The 16,318-nt window shown below is 72.3% G+C and carries 14 protein-coding genes; 7 read left to right on the top strand and 7 right to left on the bottom strand.

Annotated elements, in window-relative coordinates; all coding sequences use genetic code 11:
• Positions 1 to 25: 25 nt before the first annotated feature.
• From O7614_RS05815 to O7614_RS05805, 3 genes are all read right to left on the bottom strand, one after another.
• Positions 26 to 760, bottom strand: coding sequence for a hypothetical protein (locus O7614_RS05815; protein WP_278142162.1), 735 nt, complete (start codon positions 758 to 760; stop codon positions 26 to 28).
• 134 nt (positions 761 to 894) lie between these two features.
• Positions 895 to 1,917 (bottom strand): hypothetical protein, encoded by a 1,023-nt coding sequence (locus tag O7614_RS05810; RefSeq protein WP_278137455.1) that lies wholly within the window; start codon positions 1,915 to 1,917, stop codon positions 895 to 897.
• 4 nt (positions 1,918 to 1,921) lie between these two features.
• Positions 1,922 to 2,554, bottom strand: coding sequence for an MBL fold metallo-hydrolase (locus O7614_RS05805; RefSeq protein ID WP_278137454.1), 633 nt, complete (start codon positions 2,552 to 2,554; stop codon positions 1,922 to 1,924).
• Between the two features lie 114 nt (positions 2,555 to 2,668).
• Here O7614_RS05805 and O7614_RS05800 point away from each other — a divergent pair, with 114 nt between their 5' ends.
• Positions 2,669 to 3,616 carry a DUF4349 domain-containing protein gene (locus tag O7614_RS05800; protein ID WP_278137453.1) on the top strand — a complete coding sequence of 316 codons (948 nt, stop codon included), beginning with the start codon at positions 2,669 to 2,671 and terminating at the stop codon, positions 3,614 to 3,616.
• On the opposite strand, the gene O7614_RS05795 is transcribed toward O7614_RS05800, so the two are convergent.
• Both O7614_RS05795 and O7614_RS05790 read right to left on the bottom strand, forming a co-directional pair.
• Positions 3,573 to 4,832, bottom strand: coding sequence for an amidohydrolase (locus O7614_RS05795; protein WP_278137452.1), 1,260 nt, complete (start codon positions 4,830 to 4,832; stop codon positions 3,573 to 3,575). The genes O7614_RS05800 and O7614_RS05795 overlap by 44 nt on opposite strands.
• Positions 4,833 to 5,278: 446 nt before the next feature.
• The gene (locus O7614_RS05790) at positions 5,279 to 6,862 is read right to left on the bottom strand and encodes a methylmalonyl-CoA mutase family protein (RefSeq protein WP_278137451.1); all 1,584 of its coding nucleotides are present in this window, start codon (positions 6,860 to 6,862) and stop codon (positions 5,279 to 5,281) included.
• A 206-nt stretch (positions 6,863 to 7,068) separates the two neighbouring features.
• Here O7614_RS05790 and O7614_RS05785 point away from each other — a divergent pair, with 206 nt between their 5' ends.
• Together O7614_RS05785 and O7614_RS05780 are read left to right on the top strand one after the other, a co-directional pair.
• Positions 7,069 to 9,144, top strand: coding sequence for a serine/threonine-protein kinase (locus O7614_RS05785; RefSeq protein ID WP_278137450.1), 2,076 nt, complete (start codon positions 7,069 to 7,071; stop codon positions 9,142 to 9,144).
• Positions 9,145 to 9,192: 48 nt separating this feature from the next.
• Positions 9,193 to 10,860 (top strand): phospho-sugar mutase, encoded by a 1,668-nt coding sequence (locus tag O7614_RS05780; protein WP_278137449.1) that lies wholly within the window; start codon positions 9,193 to 9,195, stop codon positions 10,858 to 10,860.
• Between the two features lie 75 nt (positions 10,861 to 10,935).
• On the opposite strand, the gene O7614_RS05775 is transcribed toward O7614_RS05780, so the two are convergent.
• Together O7614_RS05775 and upp are read right to left on the bottom strand one after the other, a co-directional pair.
• Positions 10,936 to 11,613, bottom strand: a complete 678-nt coding sequence (locus tag O7614_RS05775) for a GPP34 family phosphoprotein (RefSeq protein WP_278137448.1) — start codon at positions 11,611 to 11,613, stop codon at positions 10,936 to 10,938.
• A gap of 74 nt (positions 11,614 to 11,687) precedes the next feature.
• Positions 11,688 to 12,320 (bottom strand): uracil phosphoribosyltransferase, encoded by a 633-nt coding sequence (upp, locus tag O7614_RS05770; RefSeq protein WP_278137447.1) that lies wholly within the window; start codon positions 12,318 to 12,320, stop codon positions 11,688 to 11,690.
• A 134-nt stretch (positions 12,321 to 12,454) separates the two neighbouring features.
• Between upp and deoC the strand changes: the two genes are divergently transcribed.
• From deoC to O7614_RS05750, 4 genes are all read left to right on the top strand, one after another.
• On the top strand, positions 12,455 to 13,414 hold the full coding sequence (gene deoC / locus O7614_RS05765; RefSeq protein WP_278137446.1) for a deoxyribose-phosphate aldolase: 960 nt from the start codon (positions 12,455 to 12,457) through the stop codon (positions 13,412 to 13,414).
• Between the two features lie 6 nt (positions 13,415 to 13,420).
• Complete coding sequence (locus O7614_RS05760) at positions 13,421 to 14,851, top strand: aldehyde dehydrogenase family protein (protein WP_278137445.1); 1,431 nt, start codon at positions 13,421 to 13,423, stop codon at positions 14,849 to 14,851.
• Positions 14,844 to 15,668: an aldehyde dehydrogenase family protein gene (locus tag O7614_RS05755; RefSeq protein ID WP_278137444.1), complete on the top strand. Its 825-nt coding sequence runs from the start codon at positions 14,844 to 14,846 to the stop codon at positions 15,666 to 15,668. The genes O7614_RS05760 and O7614_RS05755 overlap by 8 nt, the downstream gene beginning before the upstream one ends.
• A gap of 183 nt (positions 15,669 to 15,851) precedes the next feature.
• Positions 15,852 to 16,313 (top strand): BlaI/MecI/CopY family transcriptional regulator, encoded by a 462-nt coding sequence (locus O7614_RS05750; protein ID WP_278137443.1) that lies wholly within the window; start codon positions 15,852 to 15,854, stop codon positions 16,311 to 16,313.
• The last annotated feature ends 5 nt before the right edge of the window (positions 16,314 to 16,318 follow it).

Genomic DNA, 16,318 nt, shown 5'->3' with positions numbered 1-16,318 from the left:
GACGCCGCCCTTTTTCCGGCCGGGCTCAGGTGAGAGCGGCCCGGGTGCGGTGCAGCAACTCCACCAGTTCGGTGCAGTCGGCGGGGCCGAGGGCGGTGAACGCCGGCGCGGCCAGCCTGTTGGTCACGGCCTCGGCCCAGAGTCGCCGACGTACCAAGGGCCCGATCGGCGGGTACGGCGGCGGCCAGCCGCAGGCCACCGCCCCGGCCTCCCCCTCCGGCCCGGACAGCACCGCCTCCAGCGCGGTCATCCCGGCGGCGCGCACCGCCAACAGGTAGGCGCCGGTGAAGTGTTCGCGCAGCAGTCGCAGCCCGGCGGCGGTCCGGGCCCCCGGACTGCGGTCCGGCAGCGGCATGGCCCGCCAGGCGGCGAAGAGCGGCATTCCGCTGGCGTCCGCGGCGGCCACCGCCCGTTCGACGAGTGCCGCCAGGCGCTCGGTGTCGGGCAGGGCATCGAGCTGCTGCGCCCCCCACCGGCAGCACTCGGCGAGACTCGCGGCGGCCACCTCGATCGGCGGGATGACCCGGCCTGCGGCGTCCCAACCATCGGCGACGGCGTCCGGGGCGAGGAAGCCGAGGGCGGCAGCGGCGGTCTCGGCCCGCACATCGCCGAGGGCACCGGCCCGGCCGCCGATGTAGAACGCCCAGCCGGAGATGCCGAGCAACCGGGCCCGGCGCAGCGTGGTCGGGTCCCGGCTGAACGCGTCACCCAGGTCGAGCACGACGGGTTTGCTGGCGGCCGCGGCCTGCTCCGGTGTCATCCGAGCGCCGCCCACCGGGATCGCCTGCGGGCCCGGGGCGTCCTCGGACAACACGACCGGTGACCCACGACGACTCCCCGACCCGGGATCACTCGCCGTGGACGGTCCACGCACTCGTCGTCGTCCATCGATGGTCAGTCTGCCGCGCCGACGCCCGCGTCCGCATCCCCCTCTTCGGCCGCCAACGCCTCGATCGCCGCCTCCACCTCACCCGCGCGCCGCCGAGCCGAGGTGACCGCACGCTCGGCGGCGCGCCGAGCGAGTTTGGCCCGGCTGAGATCCTGCTCGGCGACCGCCCGTCGCCGCTCCAACTCGGCCAGTTCGGCCTCGATCCCGTCGAGTACGCCAGCACCGTCCCGCTCCTGCGCGGCCGCCTCGGCCAGCTCGGCCTCGACGCGTTCCTGGTCGGCCTGGGCCAGAGCCATCTCCCGGTCCAAGGCGCGGCGCTGCCGGGCCCGCTCGGCGCGGGCCGCCCGCTGCGCAGCCCGCTCGGCCTGCTCCGCGCGCTTCGCCGCCCGGTCCGTGCCCGAGGCTGCCCGGTCTGTGCCGGAGGCTGCCCGGTCCGTGCGAGAGGCTGCCTCGGGGCGTTCCCGCTGGGCACCGGGTCGGCGGGCAGGGCGGCTCTCCTCCCGCTCCTCGTCGTCGGTGACCAGCCGCAGCTGCGGCCGGGGCACCTCGCCGAAACCGGCGTAGGTGGCCGCCCGGAGCAGGCGTCCCGCTCGGACCTGCTCGGCGACCTCGGCGTCGGAGAACGCCGCGTTGAGGGTCGCCTCCACCTCGGCCAGTGGCAGCCGACCCGCCGGTGGCGCGTCCGGCTCCGCCGCGGCGAGCTTACGGACCTCGACGACCAGGGCACCGACCACCGCCCGACGCTGCGCGGACAACTCCCGCAGCCGGGGCCCGCGCAGCTCCCGCTGGGCGGTGCGGAGCGCGTCCGCGAGTTGCACCAGGTCGGCCACCAGCTCGGGCCGACTGATGGCGAGCAGGTTCACCAGCCAGGCGGCCACCGTCGGACGACGCAGCCGGGCCACCTGCCGGGCGGTGACCGCGTCTCCGGAACGGCGGGCTTCGGCCACAGCGGCGTCCCGGGCGGCCACGAACCGGTCCGGCGGGGTGCGGTAGAGCTGCTGTATCAGCTCCGTCGAGGGGCCCGGCATCGGGTCAGACGTCCACCCGGCTGCCGGGCTCCAGCCGCTGGTAGTCGGTGCCCGACATCGCGGTGTACTGCCGGTCGAGCACACCCAGCCCGTTGTCGTTGAGCAGGGCGTCGTGCAGGGCGTACGCACGTCGGGGTGCGACCGCGCGGATGAAGTCGAGCACCTCGGAGAACTTCGACCAGGGGGCGTGGATGGGGGCGAAGAGCGTGTCGACGGGTGTCTCGTCGGGCACCACCAGGGAGTCCCCCGGGTGGTAGACGACGTCGTTGATCAGGTAGCCGAGGTTGTCGATCACCGGGATGTCCGGGTGGATCACCGCGTGCCGCCCCCCGTACGCGCGGACGGCGACCCCGGCGGCGGTGAACGACTGACCGGCGGTGACCGGGTGCAGGGCCTCGGCCGCGTCGCCCAGGGTCTCGGCGAGCGAGGCGGGACCGTGGATCGGGAACGGCCGCCGGTCGAGCTGTAGGCGGACCGCCGCCAGGTCGAGGTGGTCCGGGTGTTCGTGGGTGATCAGCACCGCGTCCGCACCGTCCAGGGCCACCGTCGGGTCGCTGAACACCCCGGGGTCGACGACGAGCACTCCGCCGTCGTGCTCCACGCGAAGGCAGGAGTGGGCGTACTTGGTGAGTCGCATCGTGACTCCTCGATTATCGAATCGTGACGTCCTCAGCGCAGTCTGCCGGAACCAGCCGACGCGTGCGGCGCGTCCGAGCTATCGCCACACCGGACGACGACGATGGGAGCGGGGATGGACGGACGGACGGTACGAGGCCGGGGCACAGCGCTGGCGGTAGCGGTACTGGCGGCCGCACTGGTGTTGACGGGTTGTAGTGCGAGCGACAGCGGGGCGCAGGACACCGCGGGCTCGGCCGCCGAGGCACCGGCGGTGGCAGACGTTGGCGAGGCGGGCAGGGACGCCGCGAAGGGTGGGACGCAGGAGGCGGCCGGTGCCGGCGCACCGGACCTGCGGGTCGACCAACGGGCGATCATCTACACGGGAACGATGCGCGTGCAGGTGGACGATGTGGACGTGGCCGCCCGCGAGACCGTCGCCGTGGCCACCCGGGCGGGTGGCTTCGTCGGCGGTGACCAGCGGCGCAGCGCTGACGAGGACGCGGTGGCGGAGTTGCAGTTGCGGGTGCCGGCGCCGAAGTTCGCCGGCGTGGTGGAGGAGATCTCGAAGCTCGGCACGCAGCAGAGCCGGGAGATCGACACTCAGGACGTCACCGAGGAGACCGTCGACCTGGACGCCCGGATCACGAGTCAGCGTGCCCGGGTGGACAGTGCCCGCCGCCTGCTGTCCCGTGCCACCACGATCACGGACCTGGTGACGTTGGAGAACGAGCTGGGTCGCCGGGAGGCCGACCTGGCCTCGCTGGAGGCGAAGAAGCGTCGACTGGCCGACCTGACCGCCCTCTCCACGATCACCGTGTCGCTGGCCGGGCCGGCGACGAAGAAGGCGACCGAGGAGAAGTCCGAGACGGGTTTCCTGGTCGGGCTCAAGGGCGGCTGGAAGGCGTTCGTCGCCTCGTTGACCGTCCTGCTCACCGTGCTGGGGGCGCTGCTGCCCTGGCTGGCGCTCGGCGTACCGGTGGCGGTGCTGCTTCTGGTGCTGCGTCGGCGGAAGAGGATCTCGGCCCCGGACGCTCCGGTCAGCGCGCCGCTGCCAGTGCCCGCAGCGCGGTCTGCACCATGACGCGTACGCCGGCCGGGATGGCCCGCTCGTCCACGTCGAAGCTGGCGCGGTGCAGGTCGACGTTGGGGCCGGAGCGACCCACGCCGAGCCGGGCGAGGGCGCCGGGGACGTACTCCAGGTACCAGGAGAAGTCCTCACCACCCATGCTCTGCGGCGTCTCGGCGATGCCCTCCGGGCCGAGCGCGGCGGCGGTGGCGGCGGTCAGCACCTGGATGGCCCGGGAGTCGTTGCACACCGGCGGCCGGCCGCGCAGGTATTCCAGGTCGACAGTGGCGCCGGTCGGCGCGATCACGTCGCGGACCACCTGAGCGACGATCTTGGGAGCCTGCTCCCAGGTGTCGCGGTCCATCACCCGCAGGGTGCCGGAGGCGCTCGCCTCGGACGGGATGACGTTGTAACGGGTGCCGGCCGTGGCGTGGCCGAACACCAGCAGAAGGCCACTGTTGGCCGGCACCCGGCGACTGACCAGGGCGGGCACCTCGGTGATCAACCGGCCGAGCGCGTCGACCAGGTCGACGGTCAGGTGCGGCCGGGCCGTGTGCCCACCCGGACCGGAGAGCCGGACGGTGACGTTGTCGGCAGCGGCGGTGATCGGACCGACCCGCAGGCCGACCTGGCCCACCGGCAGGTTCGGGTCGCAGTGCAGCGCGAAGATCTGCACCACGTCGTCCAGGCCGCCGGCTTCGATGACCTCCAGCGAGCCGCAGGGCAGGATCTCCTCGGCCGGCTGGAAGATGAGCCGGACCCGCCCGTCCAGCTCCCCGAGGTCGGCGAGCTGGGCCAGCAGCATGCCGACGCCGAGCAGGATCGAGGTGTGCACGTCGTGCCCGCAGGCGTGGCAGACGCCCTCCACGGTCGACCGGTAGGGCACGTCCTTGGAATCGTCGAGCGGCAGGGCGTCGATGTCGGCGCGCAGCGCCACCACCGGGCCGTCCGGCCTGCCGTTGACGTCGCAGATCACGCCGTTGCCCTTGGGCAACAGGCGCGGGTTCAACCCGGCCAGCGACAGCTCCCTGGCGATCAGCGCGGCCGTCTCGAACTCGTTGCCGGACAGCTCAGGGTGCGAGTGAAGGTGACGGCGAGTAGCGATCAGCCCCGGTACGCGGAGCGCGAGGAGATGGTCCAGGTCGCGGGGCAGGGGCTGGGAGCCGGGCGGCGTCTCCAGCCAGGACGACGCCAGCTGGCCATCCGTGGGCAGCGTCAACGCACTCGTCACGTCGAATTCTCGATCACTAGAAATGGATGGATCATCGGGGACAGCAGACAGCCTAGACCTCCGGCGGTGACGCTGCGCAACCTCGTTACGGTAATGATCGGACCGCGTAGCGTCACGTATGCCCTGCTGGGGGCGCTCGGAGATATGCGGGACAGCAGGTAAATCGTGCTCGAACGCCGTCATCCGCCCCTCACCTCCTACAACGCGTAACCGATCGCGGCGGTCACGAATCCGGCGCCACTTAGGGGCCCCTGTTGCAAATTGTCGCATTAGTCGGGGTGGTGAACTGACACTCCGACAATTAGCCGACGACACTCCGCAACGAGCCGGATAAGGACGCTCACACGCAGCCACCCAGCACGGGCGCACACGGTGTGCGTTCGCGCTCGACCGTCGGGGTACCCGCTGCGCGCGATGGACACACCGCGCTCAGCGGTCGGCGATGCTCAGAAGCGATCGGTCGGCCGGTACAGCCCCCACGCTTCACGCAACGTCCCACAGACCTCGCCCACGGTGGCTCGGGCCCGCAGCGCCGCCTTCATCGGGTACAGCACGTTGTCCGTGCCGTCGGCGGCAGCCCGCAGATCGGCGAGCGCCCGCGTCACCGCGTCGGCGTCCCGCTCGGCGCGCAGCCTCGCCAGCCGGTCGGCCTGGGCGGACTCGATCGCCGGGTCGACCCGCAGCGGCTCGTACGGCTCCTCCTCGTCCACGGTGAACCGGTTGAGCCCGACCACCACCCGCTCGCCCGAGTCGATCTCCTGGGCGATCCGGTACGCGGACTGCTCGATCTCCCGCTTCTGGAACCCGGCCTCGATCGCGTCCACCGCGGAACCGTGGTCGGCCACCCGCTCCATCAACTCGACGGCCGCCGCCTCGATCTCGGCGGTCATCGCCTCCACCACGTACGAGCCGGCGAACGGGTCGACAGTGGCGGTCAGGTCCGTCTCGTACGCCAGCACCTGCTGGGTGCGGAGCGCGAGCCGGGCGGCCTTCTCGGTGGGCAGCGCGATCGCCTCGTCGAAGCTGTTCGTGTGCAGCGACTGGGTGCCGCCGAGCACCGCGCCCAACCCCTGCACCGCCACCCGGACCAGGTTCACCTCCGGCTGCTGGGCGGTGAGCTGCACACCGGCGGTCTGGGTGTGGAACCGCAGCATCATCGACTTCGGGTCCCTGGCGCCGAAGTCGTCGCGCATCAGCCGGGCCCAGATCTTACGGGCGGCGCGGAACTTCGCCACCTCCTCCAGCAGCGTGGTGCGGGCCACGAAGAAGAACGACAGCCGGGGCGCGAAGTCGTCCACGGCGAGCCCGGCGGCCAGCGCCGCCCGTACGTACTCCACCCCGTTGGCCAGGGTGAACGCGATCTCCTGCGCGGGCGTCGCGCCGGCCTCGGCCATGTGGTAGCCGGAGATGGAGATGGTGTTCCACTTCGGCACCTCCTTGCGGCAGTACGCGAACGTGTCCGCCACCAGGCGCAGCGACGGCTTCGGCGGGAAGATGTACGTCCCCCGGGCGATGTACTCCTTGAGGATGTCGTTCTGGATCGTGCCGTTGAGCGCCGAGCCAGGAACCCCGTTCTCCTCGGCGACGAGTTGGTAGAGCAACAGCAGCACCGAACCGGGCGCGTTGATGGTCATCGAGGTGGAGACCTTGTCCAGCGGGATGTCGGCGAAGAGCAGCCGCATGTCCTCGATGGAGTCGATGGCGACGCCCACCTTGCCGACCTCGCCGTGCGCGATCGGCTCGTCGGAGTCGTACCCCATCTGGGTCGGCAGGTCGAAGGCGACCGAGAGACCCATGGTGCCGGCCCGCAACAACTGGTGGTACCGCGCGTTGGACTCGGTGGCGGTGCCGAAGCCGGCATACTGGCGCATGGTCCACGGACGGGAGGTGTACATCGTGGGGTAGACCCCTCGGGTGTACGGGAATTCGCCGGGGGCGCCCAGCCGGGAGTCCAGGTCCTCCGGAAGGTCGGCCGCCGTGTAGACGCCGTTGATCAGGAAACCGGACTCGCTTGACCGCCGTTCACTCATCCCCGGATGGTAGGACGCCTGGCCACGCCGTCGGGTGAGGGATACCGCACAGTGCGTCCCGACCGGTCGACACGAGGTGAACGACAAGGCACGTTCTGTCGACTTCGATAAACGTCCGTCGCGTCGGCTTTCGCATCGGGCGTCGGAACCAGCAAGATAGGGGGGTTGTGTCCCAGCCCCCCTCGATTTCCCCCGGTGGCTTTTCTGTGACTCAGATCCCGACGTGGAGCGGCGGACCAGTCAGTCCCGCCAACGGCCGAGCGGCGCCCGGCACCACCATTGGTGGCCGGTACTCGCTGCGGTCCTCGGTGGGCAACGGCGGCATGGGCACGGTGTGGCGCGCCACAGACACCCTGCTGCGCCGTGACGTGGCGGTCAAGGAGGTCGTCCTGCCTCCAGGGCTGGCCCCCAGCGACCGTGACGCCATGTACGAACGCACGCTGCGCGAGGCCCGCGCCGCCGCCGCCATCCAGCACCCCGCGGTGGTGCAGGTGTACGACGTGGTCACCGAGGCTGGCCGACCGTGGATCGTGATGGAGCTGCTGGACGCCCGCAGCCTCGCCGACATGGTGATCGAGGACGGGCCGGTCGCGCCGCGGGCCGTCGCCAAGATCGGCATCGCGCTGCTCGGCGCGTTGGAGGTCGCACACGCGATCGGTGTGCTGCACCGGGACGTGAAGCCCGCCAACGTGCTGATCTGCACCGACGGGCGCTGCGTGCTGACCGACTTCGGGGTGGCCCGGATGCCGACCGACGTGCAGCTCACCACGCCCGGCATGGTGCTCGGCTCGCCGCACTTCATCTCGCCCGAGCGGGCCATGGGCCAGGAGTTCGGCCCGCCCAGCGATCTCTTCTCGCTGGGTGTGACGCTCTACACAGCGGTCGAGGGACGGCCACCGTTCGACAAGGGCGACCCGATCGAGACCATGCACGCCGTGGTCGAGGACCCGCCCGCGCCGCCCCAGCGCAGCGGCCCGCTGACCCGCGTGCTGATGGGTCTGCTGGAGAAGGACCCGGCCCGCCGGCTGGACGTGCACACCTCCCGGGCCATGCTGCGCGAGTTGCTCGCCGGCCCGCTGGGCAGCACCGCGACCGCCGTGCACTCGGTCACCGATCCGTACGCCGTGGTGCCGGTCCAGCAGCGCCCGGTGTCCGTCCTGCCGCCACCTCCACCGGCGCCGAAGCCGGACAGCCAGATCGGCGGCCCCGCCATGCTGGCCCCCGGCGAGTCGTTGACCGATCGGCTGGCGTCGCTGCGCCAGGGCGAACGCCCAACGCCCGCCGGCTCGGCCGGCGCCACCGGGCTCGACGAGACCAGCGCCGACGCGTTGGCCGGCCCGCTGCACACACCCACCGGGGCGATGCCCACACCCGGCCGACCGGCCGCCGGGCGCGCCTACGGCGGCAACGCGGACGCCACCCAGCGGGTGGACGCCGGCGCGCACCCGGACGCCACCCAGCGGGTCACCTACGGCACGCCGGCCGACGCCACCCAGCAGGTCGGCTACACCGGCGCGCCGGAGGCCACCCAGCGCATCGGCGGCACCTACGGCGGCGGCAACCAGTGGTCGGTGCCGGGCACCGGCCAGCCCTGGGCCGCCGCCCCCGCCCCGGGTGGTGGCGCTTCGGGCGGCGGCGCGCTGAGCAAGGTCCGCGCCACCGGTGGTCAGCTCGTCGGCAGGGTCAAGGGCTGGCCACGCAAGGTGCAGCTCGCCGCGGCCGGCGGCCTGGTCGTGGTGCTGCTGCTCACCGCGGTGGCGCTCTCCGGCGGTGACGACGCCCCGCCGAGCACCCCGTCGGCGCAGCCCACCCCGTCCGCTGAGGCGAACCCGGGCGTCGAGATGCAGGAGCACGCCGCCCGCGGGATCCAGGTCATGGTGCCGAAGGGCTGGAAGAAGGCCACCGGCGGGTCCTACACCGACTACATCGACCCGGAGGACAGCGGCCGCAAGGTCCGCATCATCACCGAGAAGTGGTCCAGCGACGTGGTCCGCTGGGTAGAGACGGCCGAGAACGGCCTCAAGACCAGGAGCACCTCCTGCGCCAAGCCGTACCAGCAGGTCAGCGCCGACAGCACGACCGAGCTGGCCAGCAAGCCGGCCGCCGAGTTCGAATACACCTGCGGTGAGGGCGACGCCATGCGGCACGGTGTCTGGCGTGGGGTGGCGGAGGGCGGCAAGGCGTACTCGTTCTACCTCACCGCCACCGACGCCAAGTTCGCGGAGAGCAAGCCGATCTTCGACGAGATGGTGCGGACGTTCCAGCTCACCGGGGACGGCTGAGCCGGAGGGAACCCGCAGGGGTGATCCGCCGCCGTGCTATCAAGGGGCATGGCGGCGGACACCACTGACATCGACGACATTCGCGAGCAAGCTCGGCGCTGGCTGGCGGACGACCCCGACCCGGCCAGCCGGGACGAGCTGACGGCGGTGCTCGACGGGCTGCCGGCGAGCGCCCCGGAGCTGGCCGACCGGTTCGCCGGCCCGCTGACCTTCGGCACCGCGGGCCTGCGCGGCCCGCTGCGCGCCGGCCCGAACGGCATGAACCTCGCAGTGGTCACCCAGGCCGCCGCCGGCCTGGTCACCTGGCTCGCGGCCCAGGGCGGCACCGGCCCCCTGGTGATCGGGTACGACGCCCGGCACGGCTCCCGGCAGTTCGCCGAGCGCACCGCCCAGGTGGCCACCGGGGCCGGCCGGCCGGCGCTGCTGCTGCCCCGCCCGCTGCCCACCCCGGTGCTGGCGTACGCGGTGCGCCAGCTCGGCGGAGTCGCCGGTGTGATGGTCACGGCCAGCCACAACCCGCCCCAGGACAACGGCTACAAGGTCTACCTGGGGGCGGAGCTGGGCGGAGCACTGGGCGCCGGCGCCCAGATCGTGCCGCCTGCCGACGCCGGCATCGAGGCGGCCATCCGATCGGTCGGCCCGCTGACCCAGGTGCCGCTGGGCCGACCCGGGCAGGTGCTCGGCGACGACCTGGTCGCCTCGTACGTCGAGCGGGCCACCGCGGTGATCGACCCGGACGGGCCACGGGACCTGTCGGTGGCGTACACCCCTCTGCACGGGGTGGGTGCGGCGGTACTCACCGCCGCCTTCGCCCGCGCCGGTTTCCCGGTGCCCGGCATCGTCCCCGACCAGGCCGAACCGGACCCGGCGTTTCCTACCGTGTCCTTTCCCAATCCGGAGGAGCCGGGGGCGGTGGACCGGCTCATCGCCCTGGCCGACGCCACCGGCGCTGACCTCGCGATCGCCAACGACCCGGACGCCGACAGGTGCGCGGTGGTGGTCCGCCAGGAACCCGCCGGCTGGCGGATGCTGCGCGGCGACGAGGTGGGCGTGCTGCTCGCCGACCATCTGATGCGCCGAGGGGTGACCGGGCTCTACGCGACCACCATCGTGTCGTCGTCACTGCTGCGGGCGATGTGCGCGGCCCGGGGTCTGCCCTACGACGAGACGCTCACCGGCTTCAAGTGGATCGTGCGGGCCGGCGGCGGGAGCGCGCCCCTGGTGTTCGGCTACGAGGAGGCGCTGGGCTACTGCGTCGCACCGGAGCACGTCCGGGACAAGGACGGCATCACCGCCGCGCTGACCGTGGCCGAGCTGGCCGCCGGCCTCAAGACGCAGGGTCGCACCCTGACCGACCGGCTGGACGAGTTGGCCGCCGAGTTCGGCGTGCACCACACCGACCAGCTCTCCGCCCGGGTGGACGACCTGCGGGTGATCACCGACGCGATGGCCCGGATCCGCGCGCACACCCCGACCACCCTGCTCGGTCAACCGGTGGACAGCGTCCGGGACCTGCTGCCCGAGGCGGACGTGGTGATCCTGCGCACGGGGTCGGCCCGGGTGGTGATCCGCCCCTCCGGGACCGAGCCGAAGCTCAAGGCGTACCTCGAGGTGGTGGAGCCGGTCACCGACGGTGACGTCCCGGCGGCGCGCAGCCGGGCGGCGCAGGCCGTCGCCGGGCTGCGCGCCGAGGTCGGCGCCGCCCTCGGCCTCTGACGGCGCGGGCCGTCAGGCGCGCTCACCGAGCGCCGCGCCGAACGCTGCGGTCAGGGGGTGCGCCGGGTCGGACGCTCAGGCGCGCTTGCCGAGCGCCGCGTCGACCGCTCCGGCCAGCGCGGCGACGACCAGACCGACCGACGGCCGGACCACCGAGTCGTCGGTGCTCACCTGACCGGAGAAGCCCGCGCCGGTGGCGATCTCCTCCAGCCGTCGGCGAGCGGTGGCGACCTCCTCGGCACCTACGCCCAGCGCGGTCTCCATCCGCAGCACCACGACCAGGGTGGCCAGTGCGGCGGTCCGCTCGTCCGGGGCCGCCGCGCCGGTCAGTGCGTCGGCCAGCCGCTGGCGGGCCTCCGCCTCGACGGAGGCGTCCACCACCGGATAACGGTGCACGTGGATGAACCCCAGCTCGGTCTCGTCGACGTCCCGAACCACACCCTGGCTGCACAGATCACCGAGGATCCGGTCCCGCAGGCCGTGCCGCAGGCGCTGCACCCACGAGGCCGGGGTGTGCGGGGTGTCGGCGGCGATCCGGCCCAGCACCTCGTCGGCGACCGGCTCGCCGGTGGGCGTCGGGTCGACAACTGTCAACGAGCCGTCGGCGTACGCGATCCGGCCGGCGATGGCCAGCTCGACCAGCACCGCGGCGGCCATGCCGAGGTCCAGGCTGATCCGCGGCATGGTCGCCTTGCCGGTCGTGTCGTCGTAGGCGAGAAGCAGCAACTCCTCGGCGAGCGCAACACCAGTCATGGCCGCAGACGGTAGCGGGTCCGCCCACCATCGCGCACGGACCCGCCGGACCCTGCACCGACCGGGTGGAGCCCTCAGAACCGGGGCATGCCGCCGAACTGGCGGTCACCGGCGTCCCCGAGCCCGGGGACGATGAACATGCTGTCGTTGAGCCCCTCGTCGATCGAGGCCGTGACCAGGCGCAACGGCAGGCCGGAGCGCTCCAGCCGCTCGATGCCGACCGGGGCGGCGAGCACACACAGCACCGTGATGTCGGTGCAGCCCCGCTCGGCCAGCAGCCGGCAGGAGTGCTCCAGCGAGCCACCGGTGGCCAGCATCGGGTCGAGCACCAGCACCGGCAGCCCGGCCAGGTCGCGGGGCAGCGACTCCATGTACGCGCGCGGCTCGTAGGTCACCTCGTCGCGGGCCAGGCCCACGAAACCCATCGACGACTCGGGCAGCAGGCCCAACGCGGCGTCCGCCATGCCCAGGCCAGCCCGCAGCACCGGGACCAGCAGCGGCGGGTTGGCCAGCCGGGTGCCCTCGGTGCCGGTGACCGGCGTCTGCACCGGATACCGCTCGACGGGGAAGGTACGCGCCGCCTCGTACACCAGCATGGTGGTCAGTTCGTGCAGCGCCGCCCGGAACGTCGAGGAATCGGTGCGCGCGTCCCGCATGGCGGTCAACCTGGACTGGGCCAGCGGGTGGTCAATGACGTGTACGTCCACGATCGCTCAACCTACCGGTCCGTAGGGCACGGTGGTGTGGGTGCGGTCGGACCAGCGACGCCGCTCACGTCACACGGCCCGCCGGCCCAACGTGCGCAAGATCACTCGCTGTTCCGGTGCGTAGACTTCTCGGCATGACGGCGACAACGACGTCGGCCCGGTCGGAGCTCTCCGAGCTGGGACGATCCGAGACCGCTCTGCGGACCTTCCTGCACGGCCTGCCCGGCGTGGACCAGGTCGGCGCGGAGCAGCGGGCGGCACAGCTCGGCACCCGATCCATCAAGACCACCGCCAAGGCCCAGGCGATCGACCTGGCGATCCGGATGGTCGACCTGACCACGCTGGAGGGGGCGGACACCCCGGGCAAGGTGCGCGCGCTGGCCGCGAAGGCGCTGCGCCCGGACCCGGCCGACCCGTCCTGCCCGCACGTCGGGGCGGTCTGCGTCTACCCGGCCATGGTGCCGCACGTCGCCGAGGTGCTGCGCGGAAGCGCCGTGCACCTGGCCAGCGTCGCCACCGCCTTCCCGTCGGGACAGGCCCCGTTGGAGATCAAGCTCGCCGACACCCGGGCCGCCGTCGCGGCCGGCGCCGACGAGATCGACATGGTGATCAACCGGGGCGCCTTCCTGGCCGGGCGGTACAAGGAGGTCTACGACGAGATCGTGGCCACCAAGGAAGCCTGCGGGGACGCCCACCTCAAGGTCATCCTGGAGACCGGCGAACTGGCCACGTACGACAACGTGCGGCGCGCCTCCTGGCTGGCCATGCTGGCCGGCGGCGACTTCATCAAGACCTCCACCGGCAAGGTCCCGGTCGCGGCGACCCTGCCGGTGACCCTGGTGATGCTGGAAGCGGTCCGCGACTTCCGTGCCGCGACCGGGCGGCAGGTGGGCGTGAAGCCCGCCGGTGGCATCAAGACCACCAAGGACGCGATCAAGTACCTGGTGATGGTCAACGAGACCGTCGGCCCGGACTGGCTCGACCCGGACTGGTTCCGCTTCGGCGCGTCCAGCCTGCTCAACGACCTGCTGATGCAGCGCACCAAGCTGACGACCGGCACCTACTCCGGTCCCGACTACTTCACCCTGGACTGATAGCCGATGTTCGAATACGCCCCCGCCCCCGAGTCCCGCTCGGTGGTGGACCTCAAACCCTCGTACGGGCTGTTCATCGACGGGACGTTCGTCGACCCGACCGACGGCGGCAGCTTCAAGTCGATCAACCCCGCCTCCGAGGAGGTGCTGGCCGAGGTCGCCGAGGCCGGCGCCCAGGACGTGGAGCGCGCGGTGCGCGCCGCCCGCACGGCTTACGACAAGGTGTGGGGTCCGATGCCGGGCCGGGACCGGGCGAAGTACCTGTACCGGATCGCCCGGCTCATCCAGGAGCGCTCCCGTGAGCTGGCCGTCCTGGAGTCCCTGGACAACGGCAAGCCGATCCGGGAGTCCCGCGACGTCGACCTGCCGTTGGTCGCCGCGCACTTCTTCTACTACGCCGGTTGGGCCGACAAGCTGGAGCACGCCGGCTTCGGGCCCAACCCGCAGCCGGTCGGGGTGGCCGCGCAGGTCATCCCGTGGAACTTCCCGCTGCTCATGCTCGCGTGGAAGATCGCCCCGGCGCTCGCCGCGGGCAACACCGTGGTGCTGAAGCCCGCCGAGACCACCCCGCTGACCGCGCTGCTCTTCGCGGAGATCTGCCAGCAGGCCGACCTGCCGGCCGGTGTGGTCAACATCCTCACCGGCGCCGGTGACACCGGGCGCGCCCTGGTCGAGCACCCCGGCGTCGACAAGGTGGCCTTCACCGGCTCCACCGACGTCGGCCGGGCCATCGCCCGGTCCGTCGCCGGCACCCGCAAGAAGCTCACCCTGGAGCTGGGCGGCAAGGCCGCCAACATCGTCTTCGACGACGCGCCCATCGACCAGGCCGTCGAGGGCATCGTCAACGGCATCTTCTTCAACCAGGGCCACGTCTGCTGCGCCGGCTCCCGACTGCTGGTCCAGGAGAACGTCGCCGACCGGGTGCTGGAGTCGCTGAAGCGGCGGATGGCCCAACTCCGCGTGGGCGACCCACTGGACAAGAACACCGATGTCGGCGCGATCAACTCCGCCGCCCAGTTGGAGCGGATCCGCGAGCTGTCCGACGCCGGTTCCGCCGAAGGCGCCGAGCGCTGGTCACCGCCGTGCGAGCTGCCCGACCGCGGCTTCTGGTTCGCGCCCACCATCTTCACCGGGGTCACCCAGGCCCACCGGATCGCCCGCGAGGAGATCTTCGGCCCGGTGTTGTCGGTGCTCACCTTCCGCACCCCGGCCGAGGCCGTGGAGAAGGCCAACAACACGCCGTACGGGCTGTCGGCCGGGATCTGGACCGACAAGGGCTCCCGGATCCTGTGGATGGCCGACCGGCTGCGCGCCGGCGTGGTCTGGGCCAACACGTTCAACAAGTTCGACCCCACCTCGCCGTTCGGTGGCTACAAGGAGTCGGGTTACGGTCGCGAGGGCGGCCGGCACGGGCTGGAGGGTTACCTCAATGTCTGAGCGGGTGGCGGTACGCAAGACGTACAAGCTCTTCATCGGCGGGAAGTTCCCGCGCAGCGAGTCGGGACGGTCGTATCTCGTGCAGTCCTCGAATGTGTCACTGGCCTCCCGCAAGGACGCCCGGGACGCGGTGGTCGCCGCCCGCGCCGCCGTGAAGGGCTGGGCCGGCGCGACCGCGTACAACCGGGGTCAGATCCTCTACCGCGCCGCCGAGATGCTGGAGGGGCGCCGCGAGCAGTTCGTGGCCCTGGGCATCCCCGGCGACGAGGTGGACGCGGCGGTGGACCGCTGGGTCTGGTACGCCGGCTGGGCCGACAAGCTCGCCCAGGTGTACGGCGGGGCGAACCCGGTCGCCGGCCCGTACTTCAACATCTCCGCGCCGGAGCCGACCGGTGTGGTCGCGGTGGTGGCGCCGGAACGCCCGGCGCTGCTCGGCCTGGTCAGCGTGATCGCCCCGGCGATCGTCACCGGCAACACGGTGGTCGTGGCCGCCTCCCCGACCGAACCGTTGGCGGCGGTGACGCTGGCCGAGGTGCTGGCCACCTCCGACCTGCCGGGCGGGGTGGTCAACATCCTCACCGGTGCGATCACCGAGACCGCCCCGGCGTTGGCGGCGCACATGGACGTCAACGCGCTCGACCTGACCGGGGTGACCGACGCTTCACTCGCCACCGAGTGGGAGGTCAAGGCGGCGGAGAACCTCAAGCGGGTGCTCCGGCCGGCCCCGGCCGACCACGACTGGTCCGCCGACCCGGGTCTGGCTCCGATGACCGCGCTGCTGGAGACCAAGACGGTGTGGCACCCCAAGGGGGTGTGAGTTCGTTCCCGGCCTCTTGGTTTTCCGGGGGAGCCCGCCCACTCCGGGCGGTCAGGCTTGATCCCTGCGTGGGCGGGCTCCCCCCGGAAAACCTGACGTGGGCCGGGTTCGTCGGGGTGGGTCAGCTTTCGGGTCCCGCCTCGGGTTGGGTCGGGGTCTACTACCGGGGGTAGGATTGGGCTCGTGACTCGGCTGGGCGATCTTGAGCGTGCGGTGATGGACGTGTTGTGGGACGTGGTCCCCGGCACGTCGGATGGTGTGACCGTGCGCGAGGTGGCCGACGCGCTCGACGGGCGCGAGTTGGCGTACACCACTGTGATGACCGTGCTGGACCGGCTCGCCGGCAAGGGCATGGTGCAGCGGGAGCGCGAGGGCCGGGCCTGGCGGTACCGGCCGGCGGCCAGCCGTGAGGCGCACATCGCCCAGCTCATGCTCGACGCCCTCGACCTGGGCGGCAGCCGGGACGCCGCGCTGGTGCGGTTCGCCCGCTCGGTGAGCGGCACCGAGGCCGAAGTGCTGCGGGCGGCCCTGGAGAGCGAGGCCGGCCTGCCCGGTGCGGGTTCCGCCGACGGCGGTGCCGAACTGACCGACCGCCTGGACGGGCCGGCGGGCCGACGGCCCGCCGGCGAGGCAGCGGAGCGGTAGGGCGC

The sequence above is a fragment of the Micromonospora sp. WMMD961 genome (assembly GCF_029626145.1).
Classification (GTDB): Bacteria; Actinomycetota; Actinomycetes; order Mycobacteriales; family Micromonosporaceae; genus Micromonospora.
This window is presented reverse-complemented; position numbering and strand designations above follow the sequence as displayed.

Bases quoted from the DNA above. Each gene is read 5' to 3' on its own strand.
- O7614_RS05815 (WP_278142162.1), bottom strand. From the start codon at position 760: ATGACACCGGAGCAGGCCGCGGCCGCCAGCAAACCCGTCGTGCTCGAC.
- O7614_RS05810 (WP_278137455.1), bottom strand. From the start codon at position 1,917: ATGCCGGGCCCCTCGACGGAGCTGATACAGCAGCTCTACCGCACCCCG.
- O7614_RS05805 (WP_278137454.1), bottom strand. From the start codon at position 2,554: ATGCGACTCACCAAGTACGCCCACTCCTGCCTTCGCGTGGAGCACGAC.
- O7614_RS05800 (WP_278137453.1), top strand. From the start codon at position 2,669: ATGGACGGACGGACGGTACGAGGCCGGGGCACAGCGCTGGCGGTAGCG.
- O7614_RS05790 (WP_278137451.1), bottom strand. From the start codon at position 6,862: ATGAGTGAACGGCGGTCAAGCGAGTCCGGTTTCCTGATCAACGGCGTC.
- O7614_RS05780 (WP_278137449.1), top strand. From the start codon at position 9,193: ATGGCGGCGGACACCACTGACATCGACGACATTCGCGAGCAAGCTCGG.
- O7614_RS05775 (WP_278137448.1), bottom strand. From the start codon at position 11,613: ATGACTGGTGTTGCGCTCGCCGAGGAGTTGCTGCTTCTCGCCTACGAC.
- deoC (WP_278137446.1), top strand. From the start codon at position 12,455: ATGACGGCGACAACGACGTCGGCCCGGTCGGAGCTCTCCGAGCTGGGA.
- O7614_RS05760 (WP_278137445.1), top strand. From the start codon at position 13,421: ATGTTCGAATACGCCCCCGCCCCCGAGTCCCGCTCGGTGGTGGACCTC.
- O7614_RS05755 (WP_278137444.1), top strand. From the start codon at position 14,844: ATGTCTGAGCGGGTGGCGGTACGCAAGACGTACAAGCTCTTCATCGGC.